Source organism: Chitinophaga oryziterrae (genome assembly GCF_009758125.1).
Lineage (GTDB): Bacteria > Bacteroidota > Bacteroidia > Chitinophagales > Chitinophagaceae > Chitinophaga > Chitinophaga oryziterrae.
The window spans coordinates 712,781-737,024 of the sequence record NZ_WRXO01000003.1 but is presented as its reverse complement, the minus strand read 5'-3'; the positions used below and the strand labels follow the sequence as shown (position 1 = coordinate 737,024).

Genomic DNA, 24,244 nt, shown 5'->3' with positions numbered 1-24,244 from the left:
AATAGGATGCTCCGGCTGAGGAGCATCCTTTTGGGGTCAAAGCAAGAATCACTGAACTATTGTACCGTATTGAGAAAAGCTGATACCGTTGCTTCAGAAGAGCGGGCAATTGGCGCATCGATGTGCATATCTGCAGCGATGATGATGTGCTGAGTACCGAACTCTATGTAGCCGTTTTCATCTTTACCGATCAGTACCAGTTCTCCTTCTTTACCGATTGGAAGGGAGTTTAAGTAGGACTGGAACTGTGTTAAGGTATAGTTGAAAGGCAGTGTGATGACTGTCGTAATATCTTTGAACACGATCATTACCTGTAAACCGGAGATAGAATCTGAATCCTGGAAGTCGGGAGACACAGTGATCGTGGTTTTAGGAGCAGGATCGCTGTAGAAGCGGTCGCAATTCACCCATGTGAAAGCAGGCAGACTGAATACATAGGTATTGGGGCCCATACCGAAAGGAGCATAAGGAGCTGGTACCCAGGTACTTTGGAATTCCGGAGGAATGTTACCACCATCGGCCTGTTTCCTTGGAGCCTGTACGAACAGGTTCATATCGCCCGCTTTCATTACCTGTGGCACTTCTACTTTGATGGCAGAATCGCCGGGGATCAATACCGCGCCATTCAGTTTAGCAGTTACTTTTATTTCACCGCCTGAAATCAACAGCTGACCATTGGATTCGGTCATAGGACCTGATAACAGGATATCTTTTTTGCTTAATACTTCTGTTAATTTGATCTCAACATCTCCGATGTTTACTTCAGCGCCTGTGATAGAATCTTTGAAGGCATGGAGGGGGAAAGTGATCTTGGTACCTTTTTCACCTGTGATAGTGAAACCCAGGGCAGCGCTACCTTTGAAGGTTTGTTCTTTTACCTGGTATTTTGCGAAGAAATCAGCGGCTTTGATGGAATTGTCAGGAGCAGGAGCCTGTGTATCTTTAGTACAAGCGGCGATCATTACTACAGATGCTAAAACTAGGAACTTTTTCATAATTGTTATTTTTTGAAGTGAGTTAATTTAATTCTTACAGGCATGCATGAGTGTTACCAACAGTATCGCTATTAACAACAGGCAAGCGTCTTTTACTACAGGATTTACATTCATAGTTATCTGATTTAAAATAGTTGCTTACTCTTTTCAGGCTTTTCAGCTACCGCCTTTCTACAGGTATATCAACCGGTCATTCCTTTTGTTACCCCCCTCCCTTAAAAAAATTTATTATATATTAGCAGACCCACAGAAAACAGACAATGAGTACCGTCACGCATATTGATCAACGTTATATAGAAGGCCTGTTACAGAATGATAGCCGGATCATCCGGCAGATTTATGAGCAGTTTGCTGATAAGATTAAAGGATACATTATTAATAACAGTGGTACCGGACAGGATGCGGCGGATATTTTCCAGGAAGCCCTGACCGCCATCTACCAGCAGGCGAAGCACAAGCAATTGCAGCTCACCTGCCCTTTTGAGCCCTTCTTATTATTAGTATGTAAGCGGAAATGGCTGAATGAATTAAAAAAAAGGTCGAATGACCCGGTAACAAATCACAGTGCGGATGTATATGATAATGTAGGGGAAGATGTTTTTGCCATGTCGGAGCAAATTGCAGAGCAGGAAGGCCAGACCAGGCTATTTATGCATGCTTTTCGCCAACTGGGAGAAAAATGCAGGGAGATCATTCAGCGTAGTTTACAGGATGAACACCAGGAGAAAATAGCTGAGTCTCTGGGTGTTACCTATGGTTACCTGCGCAAGAAGAAGTCCGAATGTATGGCTACCCTGCTAAAAATTATCCGTTCACAACAATAGAATAATCGTATGCACTCATATACTGAAGAAGAAATAGCGCTGTATGTTAACGGCGATATGGCCGGAGAAGAACAGCAACAGTTTGAACAGGTGTTACAACGCGACAAAGCCCTGCAGGAGAATGTACAGCAATACCGGCAGGTACAGGCTGCGTTACGTACGCAACTGGCCCCTGATGCATCCGATAAGGCGTTGTCACAGACCCTGCATTCGCTGAATGAAGAGTATTTCGGTAAAACAGAAGGTAAAATAAGACCAGTAGGCATTTATATCAAGTGGGCCTCTGCAGCGGCAGCGGTAGCGCTGATATTGGTGGTGAACCTGTTCCATCCCTGGAAACAGCACGACCTGTTTAAAGAATATGGCAGTTTGCAGATGGTGACGTCTGCAGAGAGAGGGGATCATACAGATACGTTGTTGCAACAGGCGACGACTGCTTTCAACAATCAGGAATTTGCTATAGCCGCTAAAGAATTACAGGTATTATCTGAAAAGAAACCGGATGACGCGATGATCACCTTCTATTATGGTGTTGCATTGATAGAGACGGGTGATATGCCGAAAGCGGCTAAAATGCTGGAACATGTGTATGAAGGGAATTCCGTTTTCAAATATGATGCGGCTTACTTTATGGCCATCCGTTTTCTGAAAGAGAAAAATTATGCCGATTGTCGTAAATGGCTGTTGAATATTCCGGTTGGAACGTCCAGGTATGCACAGGCGCAGTTGTTGCTGGAGAGTATTGCCAGTTTATGACCTTCATCTGAGTAATACAATTGTTCCTTTTTTACATTCATTGCCACAAGCTGTTTTTGCCGTAATCGAGTAGAGGTAAGTCCCTACAGGTTGCGGCATTCCTTTGTAATATCCGTCCCAGCAGGCGTTTGATGCAGTGGTTGAGAATAACAGTTCTCCGGAGCGGTTATAGATATTGAACCGTAGCCCTTCTACCCTTCCCCAGTATTTTAATCCGAAACAATCATTGTTACCATCTCCGTTTGGCGTGAAACCAGAGGGTAATGTGTACTGGCTGAGTGAAGAATTGAAATCCACGCCTACGGTCGTTGCTTCTAAATTAGAACAGCCATGTTCATCGGTGATGGTTACCTGGTAGGTCGTTGTTTTTGCAGGCGTCACGATCGGATTGGCGATATTGGGATCGCTGAGTCCATCTGCTTCTTCCCATTTATATTTATTTCCACCGGTAGCTTCTAACAATGCATCGTGATGTACGCAATCTATGTTGTTGGATTTAGTTAATGAGGTTACAGGGATCTTATAGACTTTTACAGGTACGCTGAAGCTATCTGTATAGTGACAGGTATTATTGGTGATACTCAGTTTGTATAATGTATCTGTTGTCGGCGCTATTGTTAATCCTGCTTCGTCAGAGATCAGCGAGTCTTTTACATACCAGGCGTATTCATCTCCCCCGCTGGCTTTGATCAGTATATGCTGACCGATACAGATAACAGGTGTATCTGGTCTGATGAGGAATTCCGGTGCGGGATTCACGACCAGGTCTACTTTCGCTTTGCTGCTGCAACGGAATTCCGTGGTAGCTGTTACCGTGTATTCTATGTTAGCGATGGGCGATGCTACCGGGTTAGCGGCATAAGGATTGTCTAATCCTGTAGCGGGCGACCAGCTATATGTTGCGGGATAGTTGGTACTGACGGATAAGGTAACATGGTCTCCTGCGCATATCGCTGTATCGTTGTTCTTCGTTATTTCCGGCAATGGATTAACGCGAATGGTTACACTGTCTTTTCCTGTACATCCTTTGGCATCATAACCTGTTACGATGTAAGTGGTAGTGACGTCGGGTTTAGCAATCGGATTGGCGATACTGTCGCTGGAAAGGCCTGTTTTCGGGCTCCATTTGTAGGTGATCCCACCGGTGGCGTCCATTTGTATAGAGGCTCCCTGGCACATGAAGGTATTCGGGATAGTGGTAACCGTTATACCACATTGTGCTAATCCTTTTGAGCAGGTGAGGGATAGCACCAGGATTACAGGATAGATCTTTGACATGGTCGATAATGAGTATTTCAGGTTAACTGCTTCATTTTCATTTAATCCGCAGAATGAGTACTATAGCACATTGGCACCGGGCTCTAATCCAAATTACATTAAAAATTTATATGTTAAAAATTAAAACGAAAACAGGTTGATAATCATGAAAATAATTAGCTATCGTCCTAATCGAATCAATTTGCTATTACGAACTTTACCGGCAAATAGATAAGCATGCCGATGATGTTTCAGCTGCCTGAAGCATTAGTTAATCAGGTGACCACAACAACCCTGATATCTTTGCGACACAAGAAACTACAGTTACCCTTTGATGACACAACGATTATTTACACCCACGGCGCTCCTGGTACTTTTATTCATCAGTATGCACAAATCAGTGACTACCTGTATGGTGAACATTATTTCGAACCTTTAGTCAATACCGAGATACATATTACCGTTACAGCACCCATACTGGTGCTGTTTGGTATGCTTTCCGGAGACCTCACTTTACGGTATCCTGATGGCCGCATATTCCCCCAATCCAACAAGCGGGGCATGCATTACTTAAAACCAGGCGCTATTTACGTCATTTACCTGTTTTCGGGTCAAAAGTACCATTCGGTGTATATCTCCCCTTCTACGGTCTTATTAACGGGTTTGGCGGGTAGTTATCCTCATCTATTACAACTTTTGAAATCAGATACCCTTTTTGTGTTGCCCTACGGCAAGTTTGGCAAGAAAGCCCATAAAGAGATACAGAACCTGAAAAACTGGATGATCCCCGGGCAGGCGAGTGTGCTATACTATAATAGTCGGCTTAGTGACTTCGTGCTCTCCTATCTCGAAGAGATTCATCGTGATAACCGCATCACGAGCGTTATTATCATGCAGATAGAAGAATTCATCTCCCTTATTCAGCAATTCCCGGAAAAGCCTATCAATGTCATTGAACAAGCCCAGCGAATGGGTATGACCCCGCGCGCGCTGGAAAATGCGTTCAAGTCTAAAAAAGGTATTACGGTGTTATTGTTTGTGCAGCAGCAGCGGATTGAGAAAGCCAAACAACGACTATTGTCTACTAATGATAGCATTGCGGAGATCTCTTTTGAGGTCGGGTATACTGATCATTCCTACTTTTCCCGGGTGTTTAAACGGACTACCGGGAAGACTCCCCATGAGTTCCGAAGAGAGAATTAGTACTAATTAAGTTTTATTTCTTCTTTAATAGTTTTCTTTTGTCCTATTTATTCCTCTTCCCTATTGGGATATTTGTTATTGTTATACCCTTAGCTCTATTAATTTCATTGTTAACCATACAAATCTTTAAATAATGCCTGTAAACATCAGCTTACCAGATGGAAAGGTCTTATCAGAGCTGCCAACCCGTTACCGCAAACTAGCTTTAAACATCCCCGGAACTTCTGTGCAATTTATTTCCGGCCGCTGGGGAGTGTTCATTAATCAATCCGTTGAAATTGCGGGGCATCTATATAGTGAGCTATATGCGGAAATTACATCTTCAGACCTTTCTCTTACTTTATCATCTCCCTCCCCTGTTATCTTCCTACAAGTGTCACTAAATAGTTCTCTTCACCCTGGGCATCTTTGTATGCGTTACCTCGGGGCGGATGTTTCTATTCCGCTTGCGTTATCTGCACATAAGGTTTATCATAGTATTTATATCGAGCCTTCTGTGTCTTTACTCTCTCAGTTGCTTTCTACTTATTCTATGCTTTCTGAGTTAATGACTGCATTCGTTGGTCTCTATAAATCTCTTATCGAATTGCCTTATGGGAGATATTCTGGTACTGTCCGTGTTGAATTAGATAAAATCAAGAACAATCAACTTACTGGTGATGCGCGTATCAAATATTACGACAACCGTATTGCTGATTGTACTATCGCTTATCTTGATGGGGTTCATCGTCGCGCATTCCAGGACAGTCGGCTTATTGCTCTCTTTGATACTGAGATTTTATCGCTCATACATAAAATAGAATCCTCTCCCGAATTGCTTTTCAACATCGAAGATATTGCCAAAAATATGGGGATCACCGAGCGTGCGCTTCAAAATGGGTTCCGTCTTAAAACTGGTCTTACTGTTCTGCAATACGTTCAGCAACTGCGTATGTCTAAAGCTAAAACGCTATTGATTCGTTCTGACCTCCCTATCTCCGATATCGGTCTCGAAGTCGGTTACAGCGACTCCTCTTTTTTTATTAGGGTGTTTAAAAAATCTACCGGAGTTGCGCCAGGAAGGTACCGGAGTACTTTTAGTGAAGTATGACTGCCGTACTGATAATTATAGATACAACTTCTCTTCTTTCTTCACATCCATAGTAACATTATTCTAATTCCCTTCTCTCTATATTTGTGATGAGCTAAGTAAGTAACCCGAAAAATATTTTAAATGATTTGTTCTTTTAAAAGCATTCGAAATTCACAACATCTATTTAGATCCTACAGTTGTAAGCAGAACATGGATTAATCCTTTAATTCATTTTTAAGCTTAATAGGAAATTCTATTGGGATTCATTTAATTAATGCTTACAAATTTTGTAATACTAAAAATTATTTATTAAATAATATCACTTCAGAATACCTAATAACTAATCTTATTATCAACTCACGTTAAAATTCATCGATAATTTATTCAGTATATACTGACAAGTACTATCCTGATCAGGTAGTGCGTTCCTAAAACTTTCATTGAGCCTTAGTAACGGTTATAAAAGTAAAGGAATTTAAAGGGGAAAGCTGAAAACCCTAAGAAAAGAGTAAGCAGATCTCTTATCCACATTAAGTTTATCCTTTTGATTTATAAAGGAAATTGTTTTATGAAGAAAGCTAAAATCGTTCTAACAGTAGTAGCAATATTTGCAATAGTAGGTGGAGCATTAGCCATCAAAGCTAGAGATACAAATCTATTCTATGTTCCAAGTGTACCAGGAGGAATTTGTTCAGTTCCTGTTTTTACCACATTAACGACAACAATTCCAAATGTAGGAAAGCATTTAGAATACAGTTTCACAACTATACAGCCCACTACAACCTGTTTAACATGGGTTACCCAAACTATATAAAGATCCAATCAATCTATTAGATTAATTAAAGTTAATCACTAAGAAATGAGGGTGTATCAATTGGTTTTGATACACCCTTCTTTAATAAAGAAATAAATTTAATTAAAAATATTCCTACCAAAATATTACTAGTGTACAAAACATAATTAATTCGCAACATCTATTATTATAGAAGGAGGAGGAACAATAGAATCTAAATCAAATCCGCTGTCAATACCTTTTTGAGTAGCCTTAATTCCTCTTGTCATCCATCTAGGCGCTGCGGTTCCTTTCAAATAATGGTCAAAAAACTGATTAATTCTAATAGTGTAATCTATTGCGGATTTACCCAATACACCATGTCCGCCATCATCGTATTGCAACAACCAAACACGCTTTCCTAATCTTCTCAATGCATTGAAAAATTCCATAGCTTGCGAAAAATCAACAGCAGCATCTTGAATATTATTCATCATTAGCAACGGCGTTACAACCTTATCCACTTTAAAAATTGGAGAATTATTAATGTATCTTTCTGGACTACCCCATAAGGTCAGTCCCATTCCAATCCCACTTTTTTCAATAAATTGTTGATTGCCTACACCACTTTCCTTGTTTACACCTCCATACACACTTATTAAATCACTATATCCTGCACCAACCATTGCCGCCGCAAAAATATTAGTATGGGTAACAAGATAATTGGTATGATAACCACCAAAACTAAATCCTTGGATCCCCATTCTATTTTTATCAATAAATGCAAATCTACTAATCAAGTAGTTAGCCGCAGATTCAATAGTGTTCCTAACGCATTCACCAGTTTCGCCTACTTTAAAATGAATATCAGGAGTGAATACTAAATAGCCTTGACTAACAAACCAAGGAATATTTATACTTCCTGTACAAAATCCAGGGCGGATAAATGCGTTCAATAATTGCGCTTTTTTGTTATAGTAATGAAAAATAATAGGATACTTTTTACTAGAATCAAAGTTTTCTGGTTTATATAAAATACCATCATTTATACCCCAACCGGGAGTTTCCCATTTTATTAATTCTGATGATAGCCAATTATAACTTCTTTCGGGGAAATTATCGCTCAAACTAGTGAAGGACTTAAAGTCCTTAGTATAAAAATAGTTTGGGGATTCAGTTGAGCTTTCGCGAGAAATAATATACGAATTACTTTTAGATGACTTAATAGGAGCATTACCTAAACCAAATTCCTTTAGATAATAAACGTACGGTCCCATTGTAAGGTATTTTGGATCTCCAAATTGCGTTAGGGTTGTAGTGAAGAATCCATTATATTTATTACTTCTGTTAAATGCACTTAACAATAAAAGTCTTTTACTATTAATAGGTTCATCTAATTCACTATTACAAATGTGGAATACTATGTTGTTACGTCGTCCATAACCATTAGTAATATTTTGAGGATCAATTATTCCTGTAGGATCTATTTTCCAAATATCATACTGGTCTTGAATCAATACGAATTTATCATCTTCAGTCCATCCTGTTATGCCACTTGAACCATAAATTGCATCAGGCTGTTCACTATCATACAATTTCCAACTGGTTGAAATACTCTTGGTAATATTTCTAAATTCCCCAGTTGAAATTTGATATACAAAGAAATTCATCTTATTATAATCGTAATAAATAATAAATTTTTCCGACGGAGATAATGTATAAAGAAAATCACTATTATCTTGTATATCCTTTCTTTTCCCATCTTTCGTTGATTCCAATATTATTGAATATTTAAATTGAGGATTCCAGAAAGACTCACTTTGATCAACATCGCCATTTCGTTTGTAGACTAGTAATTGACTATTAGGAACATCATAATTAAATTCATCCTCATGCTCTAGTTGTATTATTCTTTCATCACGTAATTGTAATACAGCAAGATAATTATGCTTATTTGAAGCCTCTTTTAGTTGACTAGACTGTAGTCTAGTATCGAAATAACTCCAAACATCAACCATAACAGTATTCTTTTTATGAGGAGTATCAATCTTCTCTTTTAGAGTAATAAATAACGCCTCACCATCTTTACTAAATTTCAATATACTACTTAACTCAAGTTTATCATCCATTCTATTAAAACTACTATCAGATACCTGCTTCGCCATATTCATACCTATTTGATAAAAGAAAATATATTTTGTATTTCCTTTAATATTCTGCGTTTCGGAGGTAAATGCTAGCTTACTTCCATCTGGATACAATATAAGGTTATCAATATTATGTCCTTCCCATATCGTTTTAACAGTTAAATTGAGTAAATTAAACTGCATTATTGACTCATTTGATGAATATTTTTCCTTATCTGATTTTTTAATAATCATGCTGGTTCCTATTTCACAAAAATCATAATCGATTACATTTGTAAAGTAAAAAATTTCGTTATTATTAATATTTCTTACAATTAGTTTTCCATCAGAAGAATTAATCATATAAGCAATCCAGTTAGCATTGCAATTTTTCGAATATTTCACTGAACTAACTTTAGGTATATCCTCAATTATCGAAGTCCCTAACGTACTAATACACAAAGTATCATTTGATTTAAAAAATATGGCATTCTTGCTATCATTTGTTATAAACTTCATATTCGAAATGGGAGTTTTATAGAATTCTCTTTCCCATTTCCTATTAGTAGATTGCAAAACTAAAGTAGAGAATTTCTGCCCGCTTACATTAGTTGAATATGCAACATACTTACCATTCGGACTAATAATTATTGAGCCTAAATTTGACCACTTATTAATAACGGCACAAGAGTCTATGCACTTCTTTTGAGCATTTGAAAAACAAACAACTTGCAATAAAATCCATATTATTATTATTATCTTTCTCTTCATGATAACATTTTTAAACTACACCATCTTAATATTTAATACTATTTTTCTTCAGGCAAATCGAATTTTTAAATATGCAAATTCCAAGGGATTCTTTCATATCTGTTTAAGGATAGTTTCTATTTATACTGAGCTCAAATCTGGATTATATACTTTTGTTCATGCCTAATAGGTATCATTGATAAAGTTCAACAATCACATATAGCCTATAAATGAAGTCGTATCTTGTGATCATATTAGCAAATGACTCCCTATAGCCATTTTTCCCTTATCACAACCATTAGGAACAGAGCAATCAATATCCACAATAAATTGGCATTTTGATAGCCATTCTCGCCTTCTCTCCAGGAGCCCTTCAGCGAAAATTTTCATTTGATCTGTTTTAATAATAATTCTATCATCTAGCGATATTTAACTTTCTGCTGAAATCTTTATCTGTAGTAGGGAGCTCCCGTCATGTACCTTTGTTGCTGTCATTTGCATAAATTCAGCCACGCCCCTAAACGTATCCATAGTCTTATCTACTTTAATGCCTCCTTTTTCTAAGTTCCATCTAACCTGGGGCTACCTAAGTATATCACCTAAAGGACTGATTATTATGCTATCGACGATCTTAAGGTTGCTACTGCTTAATCCTTTCATCCGGCTGTCAGAGACAACTCCCGGATATTTGCATAACAGACCGAAATAACTATTTTCAAATGCATGGTTACCTCTGTTGATATCCGTGTAAGAGAGCATATTCCTTGATGGACCCTTATCTAATCTCGGATAGGTTACCTTCTCTTTACAGATCTCTCGTAAACCATTACAATAACCTAATACGCCATATAAGAGGCTGGTAAAATGCGCTCGAAATAATTACTTTTCATAATATCTATTACTTTCATCCATTAGAACTGCATCTTTAATAATCGATGCCGATATCACATTAATATTTGTGAAAAATACGCCCGTCCAAGAAATTCACTATCCTTATTCAAGTTTGTTGTATGAGTATCAAAACCCAAACCATTAGAGCTTAATCCTTCCATTTTATATTTAATTAAACTTATTATTCTACCCGGACAACACTGATTTAATATCAAATCCCTTTTGTATGAATGTCAGTATTAGAACTGTATTAAGAATGCAGTACAAATCTTTTATTTGTGTTTCATTTATATAAATTACTTTAATATCAAATAATTACTTCCATGTATTTATTCCTTCCTTCATTTTTTTAAGATTCTCTATTACATTATGGTAAGTCGGTGCCATTTCTTTTGCTCTTTCCTCCCATTCAATAGCAGCCTCTCTTTTTCCCAATTTATATAATAGATTAGCATAGGTATCATAAGCATTGAAATTGAGCTGATCAAAATGTTCAATCGAGTACTTCATTGTTTGACACCCCATTTCTAAATCTTCGGGACTATTTACATTTTGAAATAATAACCATGAGATATTATTAATATGATATTCACTGCGAGATAATGCTGTCTTATAATAAAGTGAATAATATTTACCGAATGAATTCCAATCCTTCCTATCCAGGTAATAAATCATTGCAGTCCCAAAAACCTTTTCAGAGCCGATAACACCATATTTGCTCTTGAGTAGAGTCGCCATTTTGTCCCAATTGGGACTACTACCTCCGATATGCAAAAATGGCTCAATGTATTCATTCGAAATAATCGACTTCACCATATTTTCGGCCTCGTTCCTTCCTAAAATCTTGTTTATCTTTTCAGGATTTGATTGAAATATTCTAAATCCTTCGTCATCAGTTGTTCTGGTAATATTTGAAATAAAAAAAAGATTCTCCTTTGTATACAAACAAGTCAATTTATCAATATAGCTTTTACCAATTTTTGTGAGACACTTCTGATCCTTTAAGCGAAAAGCCATTAAGGTCAATCTTCTCAAGAAAATAGAGTCTCTTTTACCAGATTCATACAATGCTAAAAACTGTTTATACTGATCATCAGTATCATTTAAATCAATATTTTTTACAATTAAAGAATTAGAATATAAAAGCGAGAGTTTATTGGACTGAATTAATGGATTATGGATTCTTTGTATTTTTTCAATTGGTATCTTAACAATTTCTCTATCATAAGTTAATAGTCCATTCTCCTCACCCTCCACATCAAATGGTTCTGTATAAATACTGGCAGATAAACCTTCTTCTCTTAATTTACTTAAAGTATCAATCATAAATTTATACTTAATCTCAAGTTCCTTAGGTTTTACCTGGATATAGCCCCAACCTTGCAAATCAGTCCATTGGTGACCAGGTACAGAAACTCCCACGCCCCCAAATTCACCACAAACCATTGCTTTCCCAACATGTTTAACAGCCATCATAGGATATGGATAAGAGTGTAAATCCGTTATATCACTGCTCACATAAGGACTGTCAGATGGAGAACGCAGTTGATTATTAATATAAAGTAACTCCCCTGTATGCCCATTAACAATTCGACTTGGGTCCCTTTTCTTAACCCATTCAGTAAGTCTTTTCTGGTCATAGGAACCCCAACGTTCATTAAATAGAACCCAAGTCGTAATACAAGTATAATTATCCAACTGATCCATAATCTCTTTGGATTCTTTTTCAAATTCATTTTTAGAATTATCGGGAAGAGAGGGAGGAGGATTCACAAAATCCTGCCAAACTAATACTCCAATTTTATCTGCATAATAGTACCAACGAGCCGGTTCTACTTTTATATGCTTTCGGATCGTATTAAATCCCATAGCCTTAATAACTTCTATGTCAAATTTCAGGGCCGCATCAGTAGGTGCAGTGTATAAGCCTTCAGGCCAATAGCCCTGATCTAAGGTACCGAGATTGAAATAAGGCCTATTATTAAGGAAAATACGATCTATTCCTTTTGAATCCTTTTGAATGTCGACTTTTCGCATTCCAAAATAACTATTTACTTCATCTACTACTTTTCCTTTCTTTAGCAACTTAACTGATAAATCGTACAAGAAAGGGTCCTCAGGTGACCAAAGCCTCACATTAGGAATTTTTAAAGAGAATAGGTCCTTATATTTGCCAATAGTTCTATTTAAAATCTTCCGTTCAGTTGAAATTGTTACTTCCATTTGTATATTACTATCGAGCATTTCACTATTAATATTACACATTACCGTTCCATTCTCAATATTTGTTTTTATACCTAAATCGACTATACGTGATGCAGAAACAGTCTCTAACCAAACCGTTTGCCAGATACCGGAGATAGCCGTATAATATATATTTGCAGGATACAAGGTTTGCTTGCCATGAGGATTAAAACCTGCATCTGTTGGATCAAATACTTTTACTACCAGTTCATTATTCTCTAACTGTAGCATGTCCGTAATGTCGAAAGAGAATGCAGTATATCCCCCAGTATGTTTACCGACTTCCTTACCATTCACAAAAACTGTTGCCTGCCAGTCAACAGCACCAAAATTCAATAATATTTTCTGGCCTCGCTTCAACTTCGGCTTTATAAAACTACGACGATACCAAAGGTTTTGGCTTGGCAATAGCGGCTTTTGTACTCCTGACAAAGCCGATTCAAGAGAAAAAGGAACCAGTATTTGGCCTTGGTAGTCAGAAGGCACTGAAGCTGACGTATCAGTAATTGTATAATCCCATAACCCATTTAAATTCTGCCAATTATCTTTCCGTATTAATTGTGGACGAGGATATTCTGGCAATACATTGGTTGGGAACACTTCTTTTGCCCATCTAGTCTGAACCGGAACCGGTTGCATTTTCCAATTAGGTTTCATTTGGGCCTGAACTGTACAGCAGAAAATTATGGATAACACCAATACTGCAAAACATTTGCATTCAAACATTCTCATCATATAACTTTTTGTAGATGATTATTAGTGGTTTTCAATAACTGATTGACAAAAAATACCGCAGTTACTCTAACTGGTATTGTAGAGGTGTAATATTTACAACCGATTTAAAAATATTTTTCGTTGTTGTTGGTACAAATATTCAACAAATCGCTGCCCATACAGATTAATAGATAATTGTTTTTCGATACAGCGATTGATTATTGGATTCAGTCAATTCAATTGATCAAATCATAGACAAATGATATTTATGCATCTTGAGCTAAATTGTATTAGCTATACCAACAATCTTATACCGACTTAGGAAGAGCCTAACCCATTATTCATATCCTGGATTTTGCTTTATCTTGGGAGTTTTTTGTAGTTCGCCCAATGGAATAGGATATAGCTGCCAATTCGTATTCCATGTCCCCCCTTTTAGTGGCGTAACCACTGACATTACCGCATCTATATTTCCGGATCTTTTCAAATCTAACCAACGATGCCCCCACTCACTAAACAATTCTACCTGTCGTTCATGTAGAATTGCTGCCAAAACACTTGGCTTATCAGCACCTCCTGAATACCCCGCTAAACCAGCCCTATGCCTAATAACATCTAAGTCGCTTATTCCACCGGTAGTTCCTGTCATATTGCCCTGCATAGTTCTAGCTTCAGATCGAATTAAATATTGCTCTGCCAACCGAAAAACCATTGAGTATTCCGTAATATCAGCCCCCAATGTTGAACTTTTATACTTATATGGATAGAAGTAAATTATTCCATCGACATTAACACTATCAACCCAATATCTTCTCCTATAATCATTAGCTTCAAAACTATTCAATATAAATTGGCTTAAATACACTGGATAAGCATCACTAACGCCTGTATTTGGAATTATAAATACCCGTCCGTCTTCTGTATTCCAACCATAATTTACTGGTTGTAATTGCCAGATAGCTTCGTTACTATTTTTCAAGAAAGTCTCATTTAAATCTGAATCAATATTATACAGCGATGTATTTTGAATTATACTTGTCGATTCAGTTTCTGCATTTATATAATCATGCATAAATAAATAAACCCTCGCCAATAATGCGGATGCCACCCATTTGATCGGTCTTATTCTCTCGTTACCAATAACTATCAAATTTTTATCAATATAATTACTACTTAATAATTTTTTTGCGCTTTTTAGATCCTCAATAATTTGCCCGTAAACAATATCTTTAGGAGCTCTAGCAAGACTCGCATTTACTGTATAATCTGTTGACAAGGCAAGAGGTGTGTCTCCATAAAAGTTAACTAAATAAAAATAGCATAATGCACGAATAAACTTAGCCTCTCCCAGTAACTGCTGACTAATGGATGGCGTCAAAGAATTTGATTGTGACAAGCCATCAATAACTGTATTCGTAATGTAAATTATAGGATAAACATTTAGCCATAAATCAGAAGAGTTACTATTAGAGCTAGACAATGAATTTTTATAATAACCAAGCAAATTAATATCATTTATACCTGTATAAATAGAAAACTCATCTGATGACAATCCTGAAAAAAATGAAATAGATGTTAACCCTCCGCTAAAAATTGAATTTGCGCTCATTTTTGCGTAAACACTAGTCATAAGGCTAATAGCAGTTGCGTCATTAGAAAACAAATTGCTTTCATTAATGCTTGTATAAGGACCTTCTACAACTACTAATTTTTTACATCCGCCATTCGCAATCAGAAAAAGAAGTATTATTAACCATTTATTAAAACATAAAGTCCTAATAAAGTTTTTATTTATCACTTTACCCGATTTTGCACGACTTTTGTCAATCTTGGTAACTTGACTTAATCTATGATATGATTTCATCTTTTTATATAATTTGATTAGCGAATAAAATTTACAGTGATACCTGAATACCAAATGTTAATACTCTCAAAGGTGGCAAATTTCCATAGCTCGCTGTTTCTGGATCAAATCCTTTATACTTTGTAAATGTCAACAGATTTTGGCCCTGAAAATAAATTCTCGCATTCTGTAGCTGTAACCTCCTACTCCAGGAAGAGGGAAATTTCCAAGTAAAAGACAAATTCTTCAATCTAATATAAGAAGCATCTGTAAAAGAAAGGTTGCTTTGACGAGCATAGAAAGTACCAAAAAATGCACTAAAATCCGAATTCGTGCTATATTTTTGTATTTGAGTAACATCTCCAGTTTTTTGCCATCTTTCTAAAACAGAAATGGGTTGATTCTTATTTGTGTTTCCAGGATTAGAGCCAATGTAATTCCCTAAAGCAGTTTGTTTTACAAATTGTAATAAAAAGGAAATTTCGATTCCCTTGTACGAAACTACATTCTGAAATCCCCCATAGAACTTAGGAAATCTACTAATAATATAATTCATATCAGTTCTACTATTAGGACTAGATGTAATCACTCCCTTGCTGTCAAAAAATTGGTAAATACCAGTTGTAGAATTAACACCAGCTGATTGATAAAGTTTTACGATATTAATAGGCTGGCCTATCACTAAGCTTTGAGCATATGAGGAGGTCGCCAAGTTAGGAAAATCAAGTAATTTATTATTTGCAACTGTCAAATTAAAATTGCTCTCCCAATTGAAGACATGATTATCAAATATTTTTGCGTTAACAGCAAACTCCCATGCGTTGTTTTCAACTTTTGCAGGAAAATTTCTTGCAATGTTTGAAAAGCCAGTCAAAATTGGTAAATTATATTGCAAAAGTTGGTTTGAGGATCGATTCTTTGAATAGTTAATATTCAACAATATCCTATCCTTTAGCCATCCCAAATCTAAACCAAATTGTAACTTTCTCGTTTCCTCCCACTGTAAATATGGATTGGTTAACCCTTGTGGAACAATAGAATTAATCCCCTGATAAGTCACCCCTACTGAATAAGGGATATATAGATTAAGAAATTGATAATCGTTTATTTGATCATTACCTGTTGTCCCGTAACTAGCTCTTATTTTCCCATAACTTAAAAGATACCTCTTGCTTTTAATCAAAGTCTCTTGACTAAAAATCCAGGCTGCTGCAACTGACCCAAAGTTATGGAACTGATTCTCAATTCCAAATCTTGAGCTCCCATCTCTCCGCGCATTTAAATTTATTACATACCTATCCCTAAGAATATAATTTATACGGCTAAATAAGGCATTATATTTATAAATAGAAGCTATACTCGATGATACAGTTATTGAACTTGCTGATTGAAGATCTTTCAATACCTGATCACTACTATAACCGGAACCATATTGTTGTAAGCTTCTGTTGTTACTTTGTTGGATAGTAGTACCAATCAACGCTTCTAATTTCCCCATTCCTAATCCTCTTTTATATGATGCCTGAGGTTCAATTATCCATGAATTAATTGAATTATTCCCATACTGTGCCGTTCTGGGAAACGTTGGTTGTGCCTCTGGAGATTGCGATGCCATAGGAGCTGTATATATCTCATTAGCTACTAAGTTTGTGTAACCCATGCTTGTACGTAATTCAAATCCGGAAAAAATTTTATAATTAAGTAATAGGTTACTTATAAGATTATTAGTCTTATTTGAATATTCTATGTATGAACTTGCAAGAGGATTACTCCACGTAGAATTACCTGCATTATTTAACATCCAATTAAGGCTACCATCAGAATTGTATAACGCTGGAGCATTGGGAGCAAGTAATATAGACCTTCCTGTAAGATCTGAAATCGGCAGCTTATTTATATCAGCCAAATAATTTCCCGTAAATTGAAGGTTAAACTTTTGATTATTAGAAGTGCTATTTAGATTACAATGAAAGGCTGCCTTCTGATCTGCAAATTCACCGGGAAAAACAGAGGTCTCTTTACGATAAGTTCCGCCAATCATATATTGTGCAAGGTTTGTCCCTCCAGATATCGAAACATTTGCATTAGAATATTTCGAAGTTTTACCTATCAATTCTTTTTGCCAATTCGTTTGTCGAGTTGTATCCCAAAAGCCATTTATATCATAATCAGTAGGTCCTACAGTCCTATTACTATTTTTAATTGCTTCATTACGCATTGTTAAATACTCCTTGGTATTTAACAATTTAATCGTCCTACCAACCTTACCCCAACCTTGCTGAAGATTAGCATCGAGCTTGACTTGCCCGGTCTTTCCTTTTTTTGTTGTTATTAAGATCGCTCCATTTGCAGCCCTTGAGCCATATATTGCTGTAGCATCCGCATCTTTTAGGATGGAAATGCTTTCAATATCTGATGGGTCAATATAATTGAGTGGATTTCCAGCTACTGGGTTTGTTACTCCCGAATAGCCTAATAAATCTCCATTAATACTAGGAAGTAGTTGACTTGTATAAGGAACGCCATCAATTACGTAAAAAGGTTCATTACCTTTTGAAATAGAATTCTGACCCTGAATAAGAATCTTCACCCCGCCACCGGCAATTCCTGAGCTTTGTGTAATAAAAACACCTGGTACCCTACCGGCCAATGCAAGTAACGGATTGGATACTGGTTGCCTTTCTATTTCTGCACCCTTCACAACACTTACGTTGCCTGTACTAAAGCGTTGTGTTGTTGTTCCATACGCTATAATTACTGTCTCGTCTAGCGTCTCAACTAATGATTTTAATGCCACAGGTTTTAGAATTTCTTGACCATGTATAAAAATATCTTGTGTTACAAACGAAACACTACTAATGGATAGAGTGGCATCTCTCTCGACGTCTTTCATTATAAAAGAACCATCATTATGACTTATTGTTCCTAATTTGGTACCACTGACTATTATAGTTGCACCTGGTATAGGCTGCCCCTTTTCATCAATAATTTTCCCTCTAACAGTAATTAGCGAATCATTAAACACAGGATTAGGATATTGATTAGAAATAGAAATATGGTTTCCGCCCTCCCCCTTCACAATCGTAATTGTCTTCTCCCCGATCAACCAACTCACACCCTTCCCTTTCAATAATTTAGCTAATACAGAATTCAGCGGTTCATTCGTTACCGTTATAGAAGTTCTAAAATTGCGATCAAGCTGGTCTGCTGATCCTGTGAAGTAGAGGGATGTTTGTTCAGTGATTTTGTCAAAAATCACTTTAAGTGTTTCGTTTTTAACGTTAAGGGATACTAATTTTTCTGCTGGTGGCTTTCCCTGAGCATATAAAGAAGCCGCAGTAAAAACAAATAAGAGTAAAATACCGCTCCATAGCCGGAACGACGAGTTGCCTGTAGACTTAGACATAAGCGCTGTGATTGGTTGGTTGGTAATACGGATATAAGCTGTCCTTCCTACCAATGACGGACAGATAACAAAAACATAACTCAAAAGAGTAACTTTTTTCAAAAAGGCTAAAAACCACGTCTAAATGTTAACGTCAGAGAAGAATTAGAGCAAAATCACATCCATATAGTTAATACCTGGTTAAGGAATGAAGCCTATAAAAATCTTTCCAAATAGGGCTTGACTTATCAAAAAAAGAATTTAAATTTAGTACAGATCTTCCATCCATCGTTGCCTCCTAAAATCAAGATTGTCATAATATGGACCAACTTCTGGATGAACAATTATTACTGGAACTTAAAGAAGAAAAGGAATACGCCTTTTCTGTTATCTACACCAGGCATCGAATGAAAGCCTTTCGTGTAGCTTATTTCATGTTGCAGAATCAGCAGGAGGCAGAAGATGTTGTGCAGGATGTATTTTCGTCGCTATGGAAGAACAGGTGCAAACTGAATGTAAGCACTTCCCTTAAAAGCTATATCTCTGCTGCCGCCAGGAACAAATGCCTGGACATGATAAGAACGAAAGGACTACATCATAAATATGCAGTAGAGTTCAATCACAACCATACAGAAGCCGCGCCAGCTAATACACAACAGGAACATAAAGAATTCCTTAACAACATACAAGCGGCGCTTAAAAGTGTAAAATCCGATATCTATAAAGAGGCATTTACGATGGTCTATCTCCAGGGCCTTGACTATAAAGAAACAGCTCAGCAATTAGGTATTTCAGTCCCGGTTTCCCGCACTTACGTGAACAGAGCCATGAAGGTCATTCGTGATCTTATGAAGAATTCTCTCTTTTCTCTGTTATGAAATCAAGTATTGTTCGTCTTTATTAAAGTTAATCGGTATGAAATACACACCTGAGCTGATACAAGCCCTCATAGTATCTGAAATGGATAACGACATCACGCCCAATGAAAAAGCGCTACTGAGTCACATCTTAGCAACAGATAGTGACGCACGAAGGCTCTATCAGGAAATGCATGATGTGCTGAATAAACCAGAAGCAGCCGCAGGAATGCTACAACTGGATGAGAATGTCAATCCCCAATTGATTCTTGATCAATTAGGTCATTCTAAAAAATCAAGATATAGAAAAGGATTGGGTGTTGCTGTAATGGCGATGGCATTGATAGGCGCATTTGTCCTTTTAAATAAGAATAAAAAAGAAGTTGTAGCTACTAACCAGATCCTGTTAAGTTTGGATAATGGAGAAGTCGTGAATCTGGAACATGCTGATACAGCGATTCGATCTGGTAACCTCTCTTTACACAATGCAAATAAGACATTGAAATTTAATGGCGGTACAGGTGGGATAGGTTCTCTTTCCGTACCGGCAGGTAAATTTTATAATCTCGTATTGTCTGATGGAAGCACCATGATGGTGAACTCTGTTACCAAAGTAAGGTTTCCTTTTCAATTTTCAGGCAGGGCAAGAGAGATCTGGGTAGATGGAGAAGCGTATATAGAGGTCGCTCCTGACATTAAACAGCCTTTTATAGTCCATCTGCCCAACAGCGAGGTGAAAGTCCTGGGAACGAGCTTTAATGTGAATACTTTCGATGGTAAAGAGAATGTTTCCCTCGTGACAGGAAAAGTGCGATTAGTAGCCGGACAGGATAGCGTGACCCTCTCTCCAGGTAAACAGGTAAATATTCAGACAGGGAGTCTGGCTATATCAGACTTTAAACAGGAACAGGTGTTGAGCTGGATGAAAGGTATTTACGTTTTTGACCTTGCTACAATGGAAGAAGTAGCGAAGGTACTTCCCCGCTGGTACGGGGTTACGGTTGTACTGGACCCGGCTGTCAAAAAGAAAATGTTCTATGGGGTAATAGATAGAAATCAACCTGTAAATGAGTTTCTCGAGAGGCTGAAGTCTACAGAGGAAATAGATTATACACTGAAAGACAATATTGTTACTATCAAATAATTGTTACTTTCAAATTATTATTTGATTATCCATTTGTCCCATCAAATAGCTCATTAATAATATTACTATTTTTTGAATTCGCATCCATTGAGTAAATTTTCTTATTAAGGACGTCTTCATATCTATCATTTAGTTTTTCCCTTAGACCAAATAATCGTTTCTCGGCAGTATCAACAAGTTGTGCAAATGTCGACACTCTAATTCTACCCATTTCAACGTTATTGCTATTCTGGACGTAAGCCTCCGAGCAATTACATGTTTTCTATAATCCCGAATACTGATATTTTTGGTGTATTATGAATGTAGAATTACCAAAACAGTCTTCCAGCTCCATACCTCGCAGATCGGTGCGTGAAAAGAAAAGAATATTACAGGACTGGCAGCAAAGCCCATTAAAGATGAAAGCGTTCTGTAGTGAGAATGACATCTCTCTGTCGGCCCTCAAATACTGGATGAAACAATTCAATATGGGGTGTAAACGAAAATCTCAACAACCATCTTCTTCCTCTTTCATATCGCTGATCCCACAGGTTCCTATTGGAACAGCGACTCCATTTGCAGAATACATCCTAGCTGATAATAGCAGAGTGGTGATCAATCAAATGGTAGACGCCAGTTTTCTGAAGGAATTAATATCTTCTTCGAAATGATAGCCCTTAATCCGGATTGCAGGTATTTCCTTTACCGGATACCTGTCAATATCAATAAAAGCTTCTATAGCCTGGCAGCTATTGTCAGAGAGCAAATGCATACAGCCCCTGTATCAAGAGATGTTTTCATTTTCCTTAATAATAAGCGCAACCAGATTAAATTGTTAGTTTGGCAGGGAGATGGTTTTGCCATTTTTCATAAAAGACTGGAAGAGGGTACTTTTGAATTACCTGTATTCCTACATGATCAGCAACATGTTGTCATCAGTTATAGCCAGCTGATTTTGATACTTCAAGGTATCAGTTTAAATAGAGTGCATTACAGGAAACGCTTTCACCGAGAAAATATCAATCATTAACATCGTGCTAACATCTAAGTTTATTTTGTTTGTTATTATTGCAACAGAATGAACACCCCGGTTGCAAATAACGATTACAAACAGTTATATGAGATCTCCCAAAAAGAGAACAGGGATCTCAATTTTAAACTGCAGCAACTACAGCATGAATTACAACAGCTGAAGAAGATGATCTTTGGCAGCCGGCAGGAAAAGTTTATACCTAGTGAAAATCAGGCAGCACAACTGGCATTGGACATAACAGTACCTGCGATAGCCACACAGGCTGTCACTAACACCCGCAAGATTGAATACATCCGCACTAATACAGTTGAAATACCGGCTGTTCATCCAGGAAGAAGCAAACTACCTGAACACCTGAGAAGAGAGGATATTATTCTCGAACCTGATCACTTGCCTGCTGGTAGTAAAAGAATTGGGCAGGTAGAGACAGAACAACTGGAGTGTATTCCCGCTGAACTATATGTCAAAAGATATATCCGCCCCAAATATTTACTTCCATCAACGGATACCACGGAAAGCAATATTGTTATTGCGGATCTTCCTGGACAACCTATTGATAAATGTATAGCGGGTCCAGGATTATTGTCTCAGTTGGTCATTGATAAATATGTTGATCACCTTCCATTGCATCGCCAGATGCAACGCTTCGAGCGGGCGGGTGTAAAATTACCTTATTCTACGATTAGTGATTGGGTAGCAGGTACCAGTAGACTAATCACTCCACTCTATGAAATACTGGTGAAGCAGACGCTGGCGTCCGGATACTTGCAGGCTGATGAGACGCCATGCCCGGTGTTGGATAAGGACAAGAACGGCAAAACACATCGCGGCTTCTATTGGATTTACCAGGATTGTATTAATAAACTAGTTGTCTTTGACTACCAGGAAGGGCGCAATAAAGAAGGCCCATCTGGAATGCTGGAGCACTTTAAAGGCATCCTGCAGACGGATGGCTATGGCGTATATGATGACATTGCTGAAAAGAATGGCATCATGTTGATACATTGCATGGCGCATGCAAGACGTTATTTTATTGAAGCACTGGATAGTGATAAAACCCGTGCTGAATATGCGTTGGACCAGATCCAACAACTCTATATTATTGAAAAGAACTGCACACAGCAAGAGCTGTCGGCAGAAGGCCGTGCCCAGATCAGGCAGGAACAATCTCTGCCAATCCTGAAACTACTGGGTGAATGGATGAGGCATGAGTATGAGCTCGTATTGCCCAAAAGCCCAATCAGTAAAGCACTTGCTTATAGTTTAAAACGTTGGGATAAACTAAGCACCTATGTAACTGATGGTCGATTGCACATCGACAATAATGCTGTTGAAAACAGTATTCGCCCTACCGCAATAGGACGAAAGAATTACCTGTTTGCAGGTTCGCATGAAGCCGCGAAAAGATCGGCTATGCTATATAGTCTATTAGGTACCTGTAAATTACACCATATAAATCCCGCTACATGGTTAGCGGACGTGTTATCCCGAATCTCTGCCTATCCAAAGAAAAACATCATTCAATTGCTTCCGCATAATTGGATACTGCAGCAAAAGTAGATACTCATTTACTCATCACAAATATGCAATTGCTCGGAGGCTTACACTTTACGGTATCCTGACGGCCGTATATTTCCCCAATCCAACAAGCGGGGCATGCATTACTTAAAACCAGGTGCTATTTACGTCGTTTACCTGTTTGCGGGTCAAAAGTACCATTCGGTGTATATCTCCCCTTCTATGGTCTTATTAACGGGTTTGGCGGGTAGTTACCCTCATCTCTTACAACTTTTGAAATCAGATACCCTTTTTGTGCTTCCTTACGGCAAGATTGGCAAGAAAGCCCATAAAGAGATACAGAACCTGAAAAACTGGGAGATCCCCGGGCAGGCGAGTGTACTATACTACAACAGCCGGCTTAGTGACTTCGTGCTTTCTTATCTCGAAGAGATTCACCGGGATAACCGCATCACGAGTGTTATTATCATTCAGATAGAAGCATTCATCTCCCTTATTCAGCAATTCCCGGAAAAGCCTATCAACGTTATCGAACAGGCCCAGCGAATGGGGATGACCCCGCGCGCGCTGGAAAATGCGTTCAAGTCTAAAAAAGGGATTACGGTGTTGTTGTTTGTGCAGCAGCGTATTGAAAAAGCCAAACTTCTCCTATTATCTTCTGATGATAGTATTGCGGAGATCTCTTTTGAGGTCGGGTATACTGATCATTCCTACTTTTCCCGGGCGTTTAAACGTACTACAGGGAAGACACCCCATGAGTTCCGGAAAGAGAATTAGTACTAATTAAGTTTTATTTCTCCTTTAATAGTTTGCTTTCGTCCTATTTATTCCTCTTCCCTATGAGGATATTTGTTATTGTTATACCCTTAGCTCTATTAATT

At 37.6% G+C, this 24,244-nt stretch carries 17 protein-coding genes; 11 read left to right on the top strand and 6 right to left on the bottom strand.

Features of this window, described 5'->3' with window-relative positions:
• Positions 1-56 precede the first annotated feature (56 nt).
• Positions 57-995 (bottom strand): hypothetical protein, encoded by a 939-nt coding sequence (locus GO495_RS14825; RefSeq protein WP_157300478.1) that lies wholly within the window; start codon positions 993-995, stop codon positions 57-59.
• Between the two features lie 260 nt (positions 996-1,255).
• On the opposite strand from GO495_RS14825, the gene GO495_RS14820 reads away from it, so the two are divergent.
• Positions 1,256-1,819: an RNA polymerase sigma factor gene (locus GO495_RS14820; protein WP_157300477.1), complete on the top strand. Its 564-nt coding sequence runs from the start codon at positions 1,256-1,258 to the stop codon at positions 1,817-1,819.
• A gap of 9 nt (positions 1,820-1,828) precedes the next feature.
• On the top strand, positions 1,829-2,575 hold the full coding sequence (locus tag GO495_RS14815) for an anti-sigma factor family protein (protein WP_157300476.1): 747 nt from the start codon (positions 1,829-1,831) through the stop codon (positions 2,573-2,575).
• Positions 2,576-2,578: 3 nt separating this feature from the next.
• Here GO495_RS14815 and GO495_RS14810 read toward each other — a convergent pair whose 3' ends face one another.
• Positions 2,579-3,853 carry a T9SS type B sorting domain-containing protein gene (locus GO495_RS14810; RefSeq protein WP_157300475.1) on the bottom strand — a complete coding sequence of 425 codons (1,275 nt, stop codon included), beginning with the start codon at positions 3,851-3,853 and terminating at the stop codon, positions 2,579-2,581.
• 216 nt (positions 3,854-4,069) lie between these two features.
• Here GO495_RS14810 and GO495_RS14805 point away from each other — a divergent pair, with 216 nt between their 5' ends.
• The 3 genes from GO495_RS14805 to GO495_RS14795 all read left to right on the top strand — a co-directional run bounded on the left by GO495_RS14805 (position 4,070) and on the right by GO495_RS14795 (position 6,921).
• Positions 4,070-5,035, top strand: coding sequence for a helix-turn-helix transcriptional regulator (locus tag GO495_RS14805; protein WP_157300474.1), 966 nt, complete (start codon positions 4,070-4,072; stop codon positions 5,033-5,035).
• 133 nt (positions 5,036-5,168) lie between these two features.
• Positions 5,169-6,125, top strand: a complete 957-nt coding sequence (locus GO495_RS14800) for a helix-turn-helix domain-containing protein (RefSeq protein WP_157300473.1) — start codon at positions 5,169-5,171, stop codon at positions 6,123-6,125.
• Positions 6,126-6,675: 550 nt separating this feature from the next.
• Entirely contained in the window at positions 6,676-6,921 is a 246-nt protein-coding gene (locus GO495_RS14795) for a hypothetical protein (protein WP_157300472.1), read from the top strand.
• A 146-nt stretch (positions 6,922-7,067) separates the two neighbouring features.
• Here the strand turns inward: GO495_RS14795 and GO495_RS14790 are convergent, their stop codons facing one another.
• The 4 genes from GO495_RS14790 to GO495_RS14775 form a co-directional block, all read right to left on the bottom strand.
• Positions 7,068-9,776, bottom strand: coding sequence for an alpha/beta hydrolase family protein (locus tag GO495_RS14790; RefSeq protein ID WP_157300471.1), 2,709 nt, complete (start codon positions 9,774-9,776; stop codon positions 7,068-7,070).
• A 1,185-nt stretch (positions 9,777-10,961) separates the two neighbouring features.
• Positions 10,962-13,547 (bottom strand): glycoside hydrolase family 2 protein, encoded by a 2,586-nt coding sequence (locus GO495_RS14785; RefSeq protein WP_170302685.1) that lies wholly within the window; start codon positions 13,545-13,547, stop codon positions 10,962-10,964.
• A 394-nt stretch (positions 13,548-13,941) separates the two neighbouring features.
• Positions 13,942-15,468: a RagB/SusD family nutrient uptake outer membrane protein gene (locus tag GO495_RS14780; RefSeq protein WP_157300469.1), complete on the bottom strand. Its 1,527-nt coding sequence runs from the start codon at positions 15,466-15,468 to the stop codon at positions 13,942-13,944.
• A gap of 31 nt (positions 15,469-15,499) precedes the next feature.
• Positions 15,500-18,853, bottom strand: coding sequence for a SusC/RagA family TonB-linked outer membrane protein (locus GO495_RS14775; RefSeq protein ID WP_157300468.1), 3,354 nt, complete (start codon positions 18,851-18,853; stop codon positions 15,500-15,502).
• A 299-nt stretch (positions 18,854-19,152) separates the two neighbouring features.
• On the opposite strand from GO495_RS14775, the gene GO495_RS14770 reads away from it, so the two are divergent.
• The 6 genes from GO495_RS14770 (at position 19,153) to GO495_RS14745 (ending at position 24,140) form a co-directional block, all read left to right on the top strand.
• Positions 19,153-19,710: an RNA polymerase sigma factor gene (locus tag GO495_RS14770; RefSeq protein ID WP_157300467.1), complete on the top strand. Its 558-nt coding sequence runs from the start codon at positions 19,153-19,155 to the stop codon at positions 19,708-19,710.
• Positions 19,711-19,747: 37 nt separating this feature from the next.
• The gene (locus GO495_RS14765) at positions 19,748-20,833 is read left to right on the top strand and encodes a FecR family protein (protein ID WP_157300466.1); all 1,086 of its coding nucleotides are present in this window, start codon (positions 19,748-19,750) and stop codon (positions 20,831-20,833) included.
• Positions 20,834-21,129: 296 nt separating this feature from the next.
• The gene (tnpA, locus tag GO495_RS14760) at positions 21,130-21,483 is read left to right on the top strand and encodes an IS66 family insertion sequence element accessory protein TnpA (RefSeq protein WP_157300465.1); all 354 of its coding nucleotides are present in this window, start codon (positions 21,130-21,132) and stop codon (positions 21,481-21,483) included.
• A complete protein-coding gene (tnpB, locus tag GO495_RS32700; protein WP_157300464.1) occupies positions 21,480-21,842 on the top strand; it encodes an IS66 family insertion sequence element accessory protein TnpB in 363 nt (120 codons plus the stop codon). Before tnpA ends, tnpB begins: the two co-directional genes overlap by 4 nt.
• 48 nt (positions 21,843-21,890) lie before the next feature.
• Positions 21,891-23,405 carry an IS66 family transposase gene (gene tnpC / locus GO495_RS14750; protein WP_157300463.1) on the top strand — a complete coding sequence of 505 codons (1,515 nt, stop codon included), beginning with the start codon at positions 21,891-21,893 and terminating at the stop codon, positions 23,403-23,405.
• A gap of 96 nt (positions 23,406-23,501) precedes the next feature.
• Positions 23,502-24,140, top strand: a complete 639-nt coding sequence (locus GO495_RS14745; protein WP_157300462.1) for a helix-turn-helix transcriptional regulator — start codon at positions 23,502-23,504, stop codon at positions 24,138-24,140.
• Positions 24,141-24,244: the final 104 nt, after the last annotated feature.

What these genes read in the sequence shown, in the direction of transcription:
- GO495_RS14775 (WP_157300468.1), bottom strand. Translation starts at nt 18,853, where the DNA reads ATGTCTAAGTCTACAGGCAACTCGTCGTTCCGGCTATGGAGCGGTATT.
- GO495_RS14820 (WP_157300477.1), top strand. Translation starts at nt 1,256, where the DNA reads ATGAGTACCGTCACGCATATTGATCAACGTTATATAGAAGGCCTGTTA.
- GO495_RS14765 (WP_157300466.1), top strand. Translation starts at nt 19,748, where the DNA reads ATGAAATACACACCTGAGCTGATACAAGCCCTCATAGTATCTGAAATG.
- GO495_RS14825 (WP_157300478.1), bottom strand. Translation starts at nt 995, where the DNA reads ATGAAAAAGTTCCTAGTTTTAGCATCTGTAGTAATGATCGCCGCTTGT.
- GO495_RS14745 (WP_157300462.1), top strand. Translation starts at nt 23,502, where the DNA reads ATGCATTACTTAAAACCAGGTGCTATTTACGTCGTTTACCTGTTTGCG.
- GO495_RS14800 (WP_157300473.1), top strand. Translation starts at nt 5,169, where the DNA reads ATGCCTGTAAACATCAGCTTACCAGATGGAAAGGTCTTATCAGAGCTG.
- tnpA (WP_157300465.1), top strand. Translation starts at nt 21,130, where the DNA reads ATGAATGTAGAATTACCAAAACAGTCTTCCAGCTCCATACCTCGCAGA.
- GO495_RS14805 (WP_157300474.1), top strand. Translation starts at nt 4,070, where the DNA reads ATGCCGATGATGTTTCAGCTGCCTGAAGCATTAGTTAATCAGGTGACC.
- GO495_RS14790 (WP_157300471.1), bottom strand. Translation starts at nt 9,776, where the DNA reads ATGAAGAGAAAGATAATAATAATAATATGGATTTTATTGCAAGTTGTT.
- GO495_RS14810 (WP_157300475.1), bottom strand. Translation starts at nt 3,853, where the DNA reads ATGTCAAAGATCTATCCTGTAATCCTGGTGCTATCCCTCACCTGCTCA.
- GO495_RS14795 (WP_157300472.1), top strand. Translation starts at nt 6,676, where the DNA reads ATGAAGAAAGCTAAAATCGTTCTAACAGTAGTAGCAATATTTGCAATA.
- GO495_RS14785 (WP_170302685.1), bottom strand. Translation starts at nt 13,547, where the DNA reads ATGAAACCTAATTGGAAAATGCAACCGGTTCCGGTTCAGACTAGATGG.
- GO495_RS14815 (WP_157300476.1), top strand. Translation starts at nt 1,829, where the DNA reads ATGCACTCATATACTGAAGAAGAAATAGCGCTGTATGTTAACGGCGAT.
- tnpC (WP_157300463.1), top strand. Translation starts at nt 21,891, where the DNA reads ATGAACACCCCGGTTGCAAATAACGATTACAAACAGTTATATGAGATC.
- GO495_RS14780 (WP_157300469.1), bottom strand. Translation starts at nt 15,468, where the DNA reads ATGAAATCATATCATAGATTAAGTCAAGTTACCAAGATTGACAAAAGT.
- GO495_RS14770 (WP_157300467.1), top strand. Translation starts at nt 19,153, where the DNA reads ATGGACCAACTTCTGGATGAACAATTATTACTGGAACTTAAAGAAGAA.
- tnpB (WP_157300464.1), top strand. Translation starts at nt 21,480, where the DNA reads ATGATAGCCCTTAATCCGGATTGCAGGTATTTCCTTTACCGGATACCT.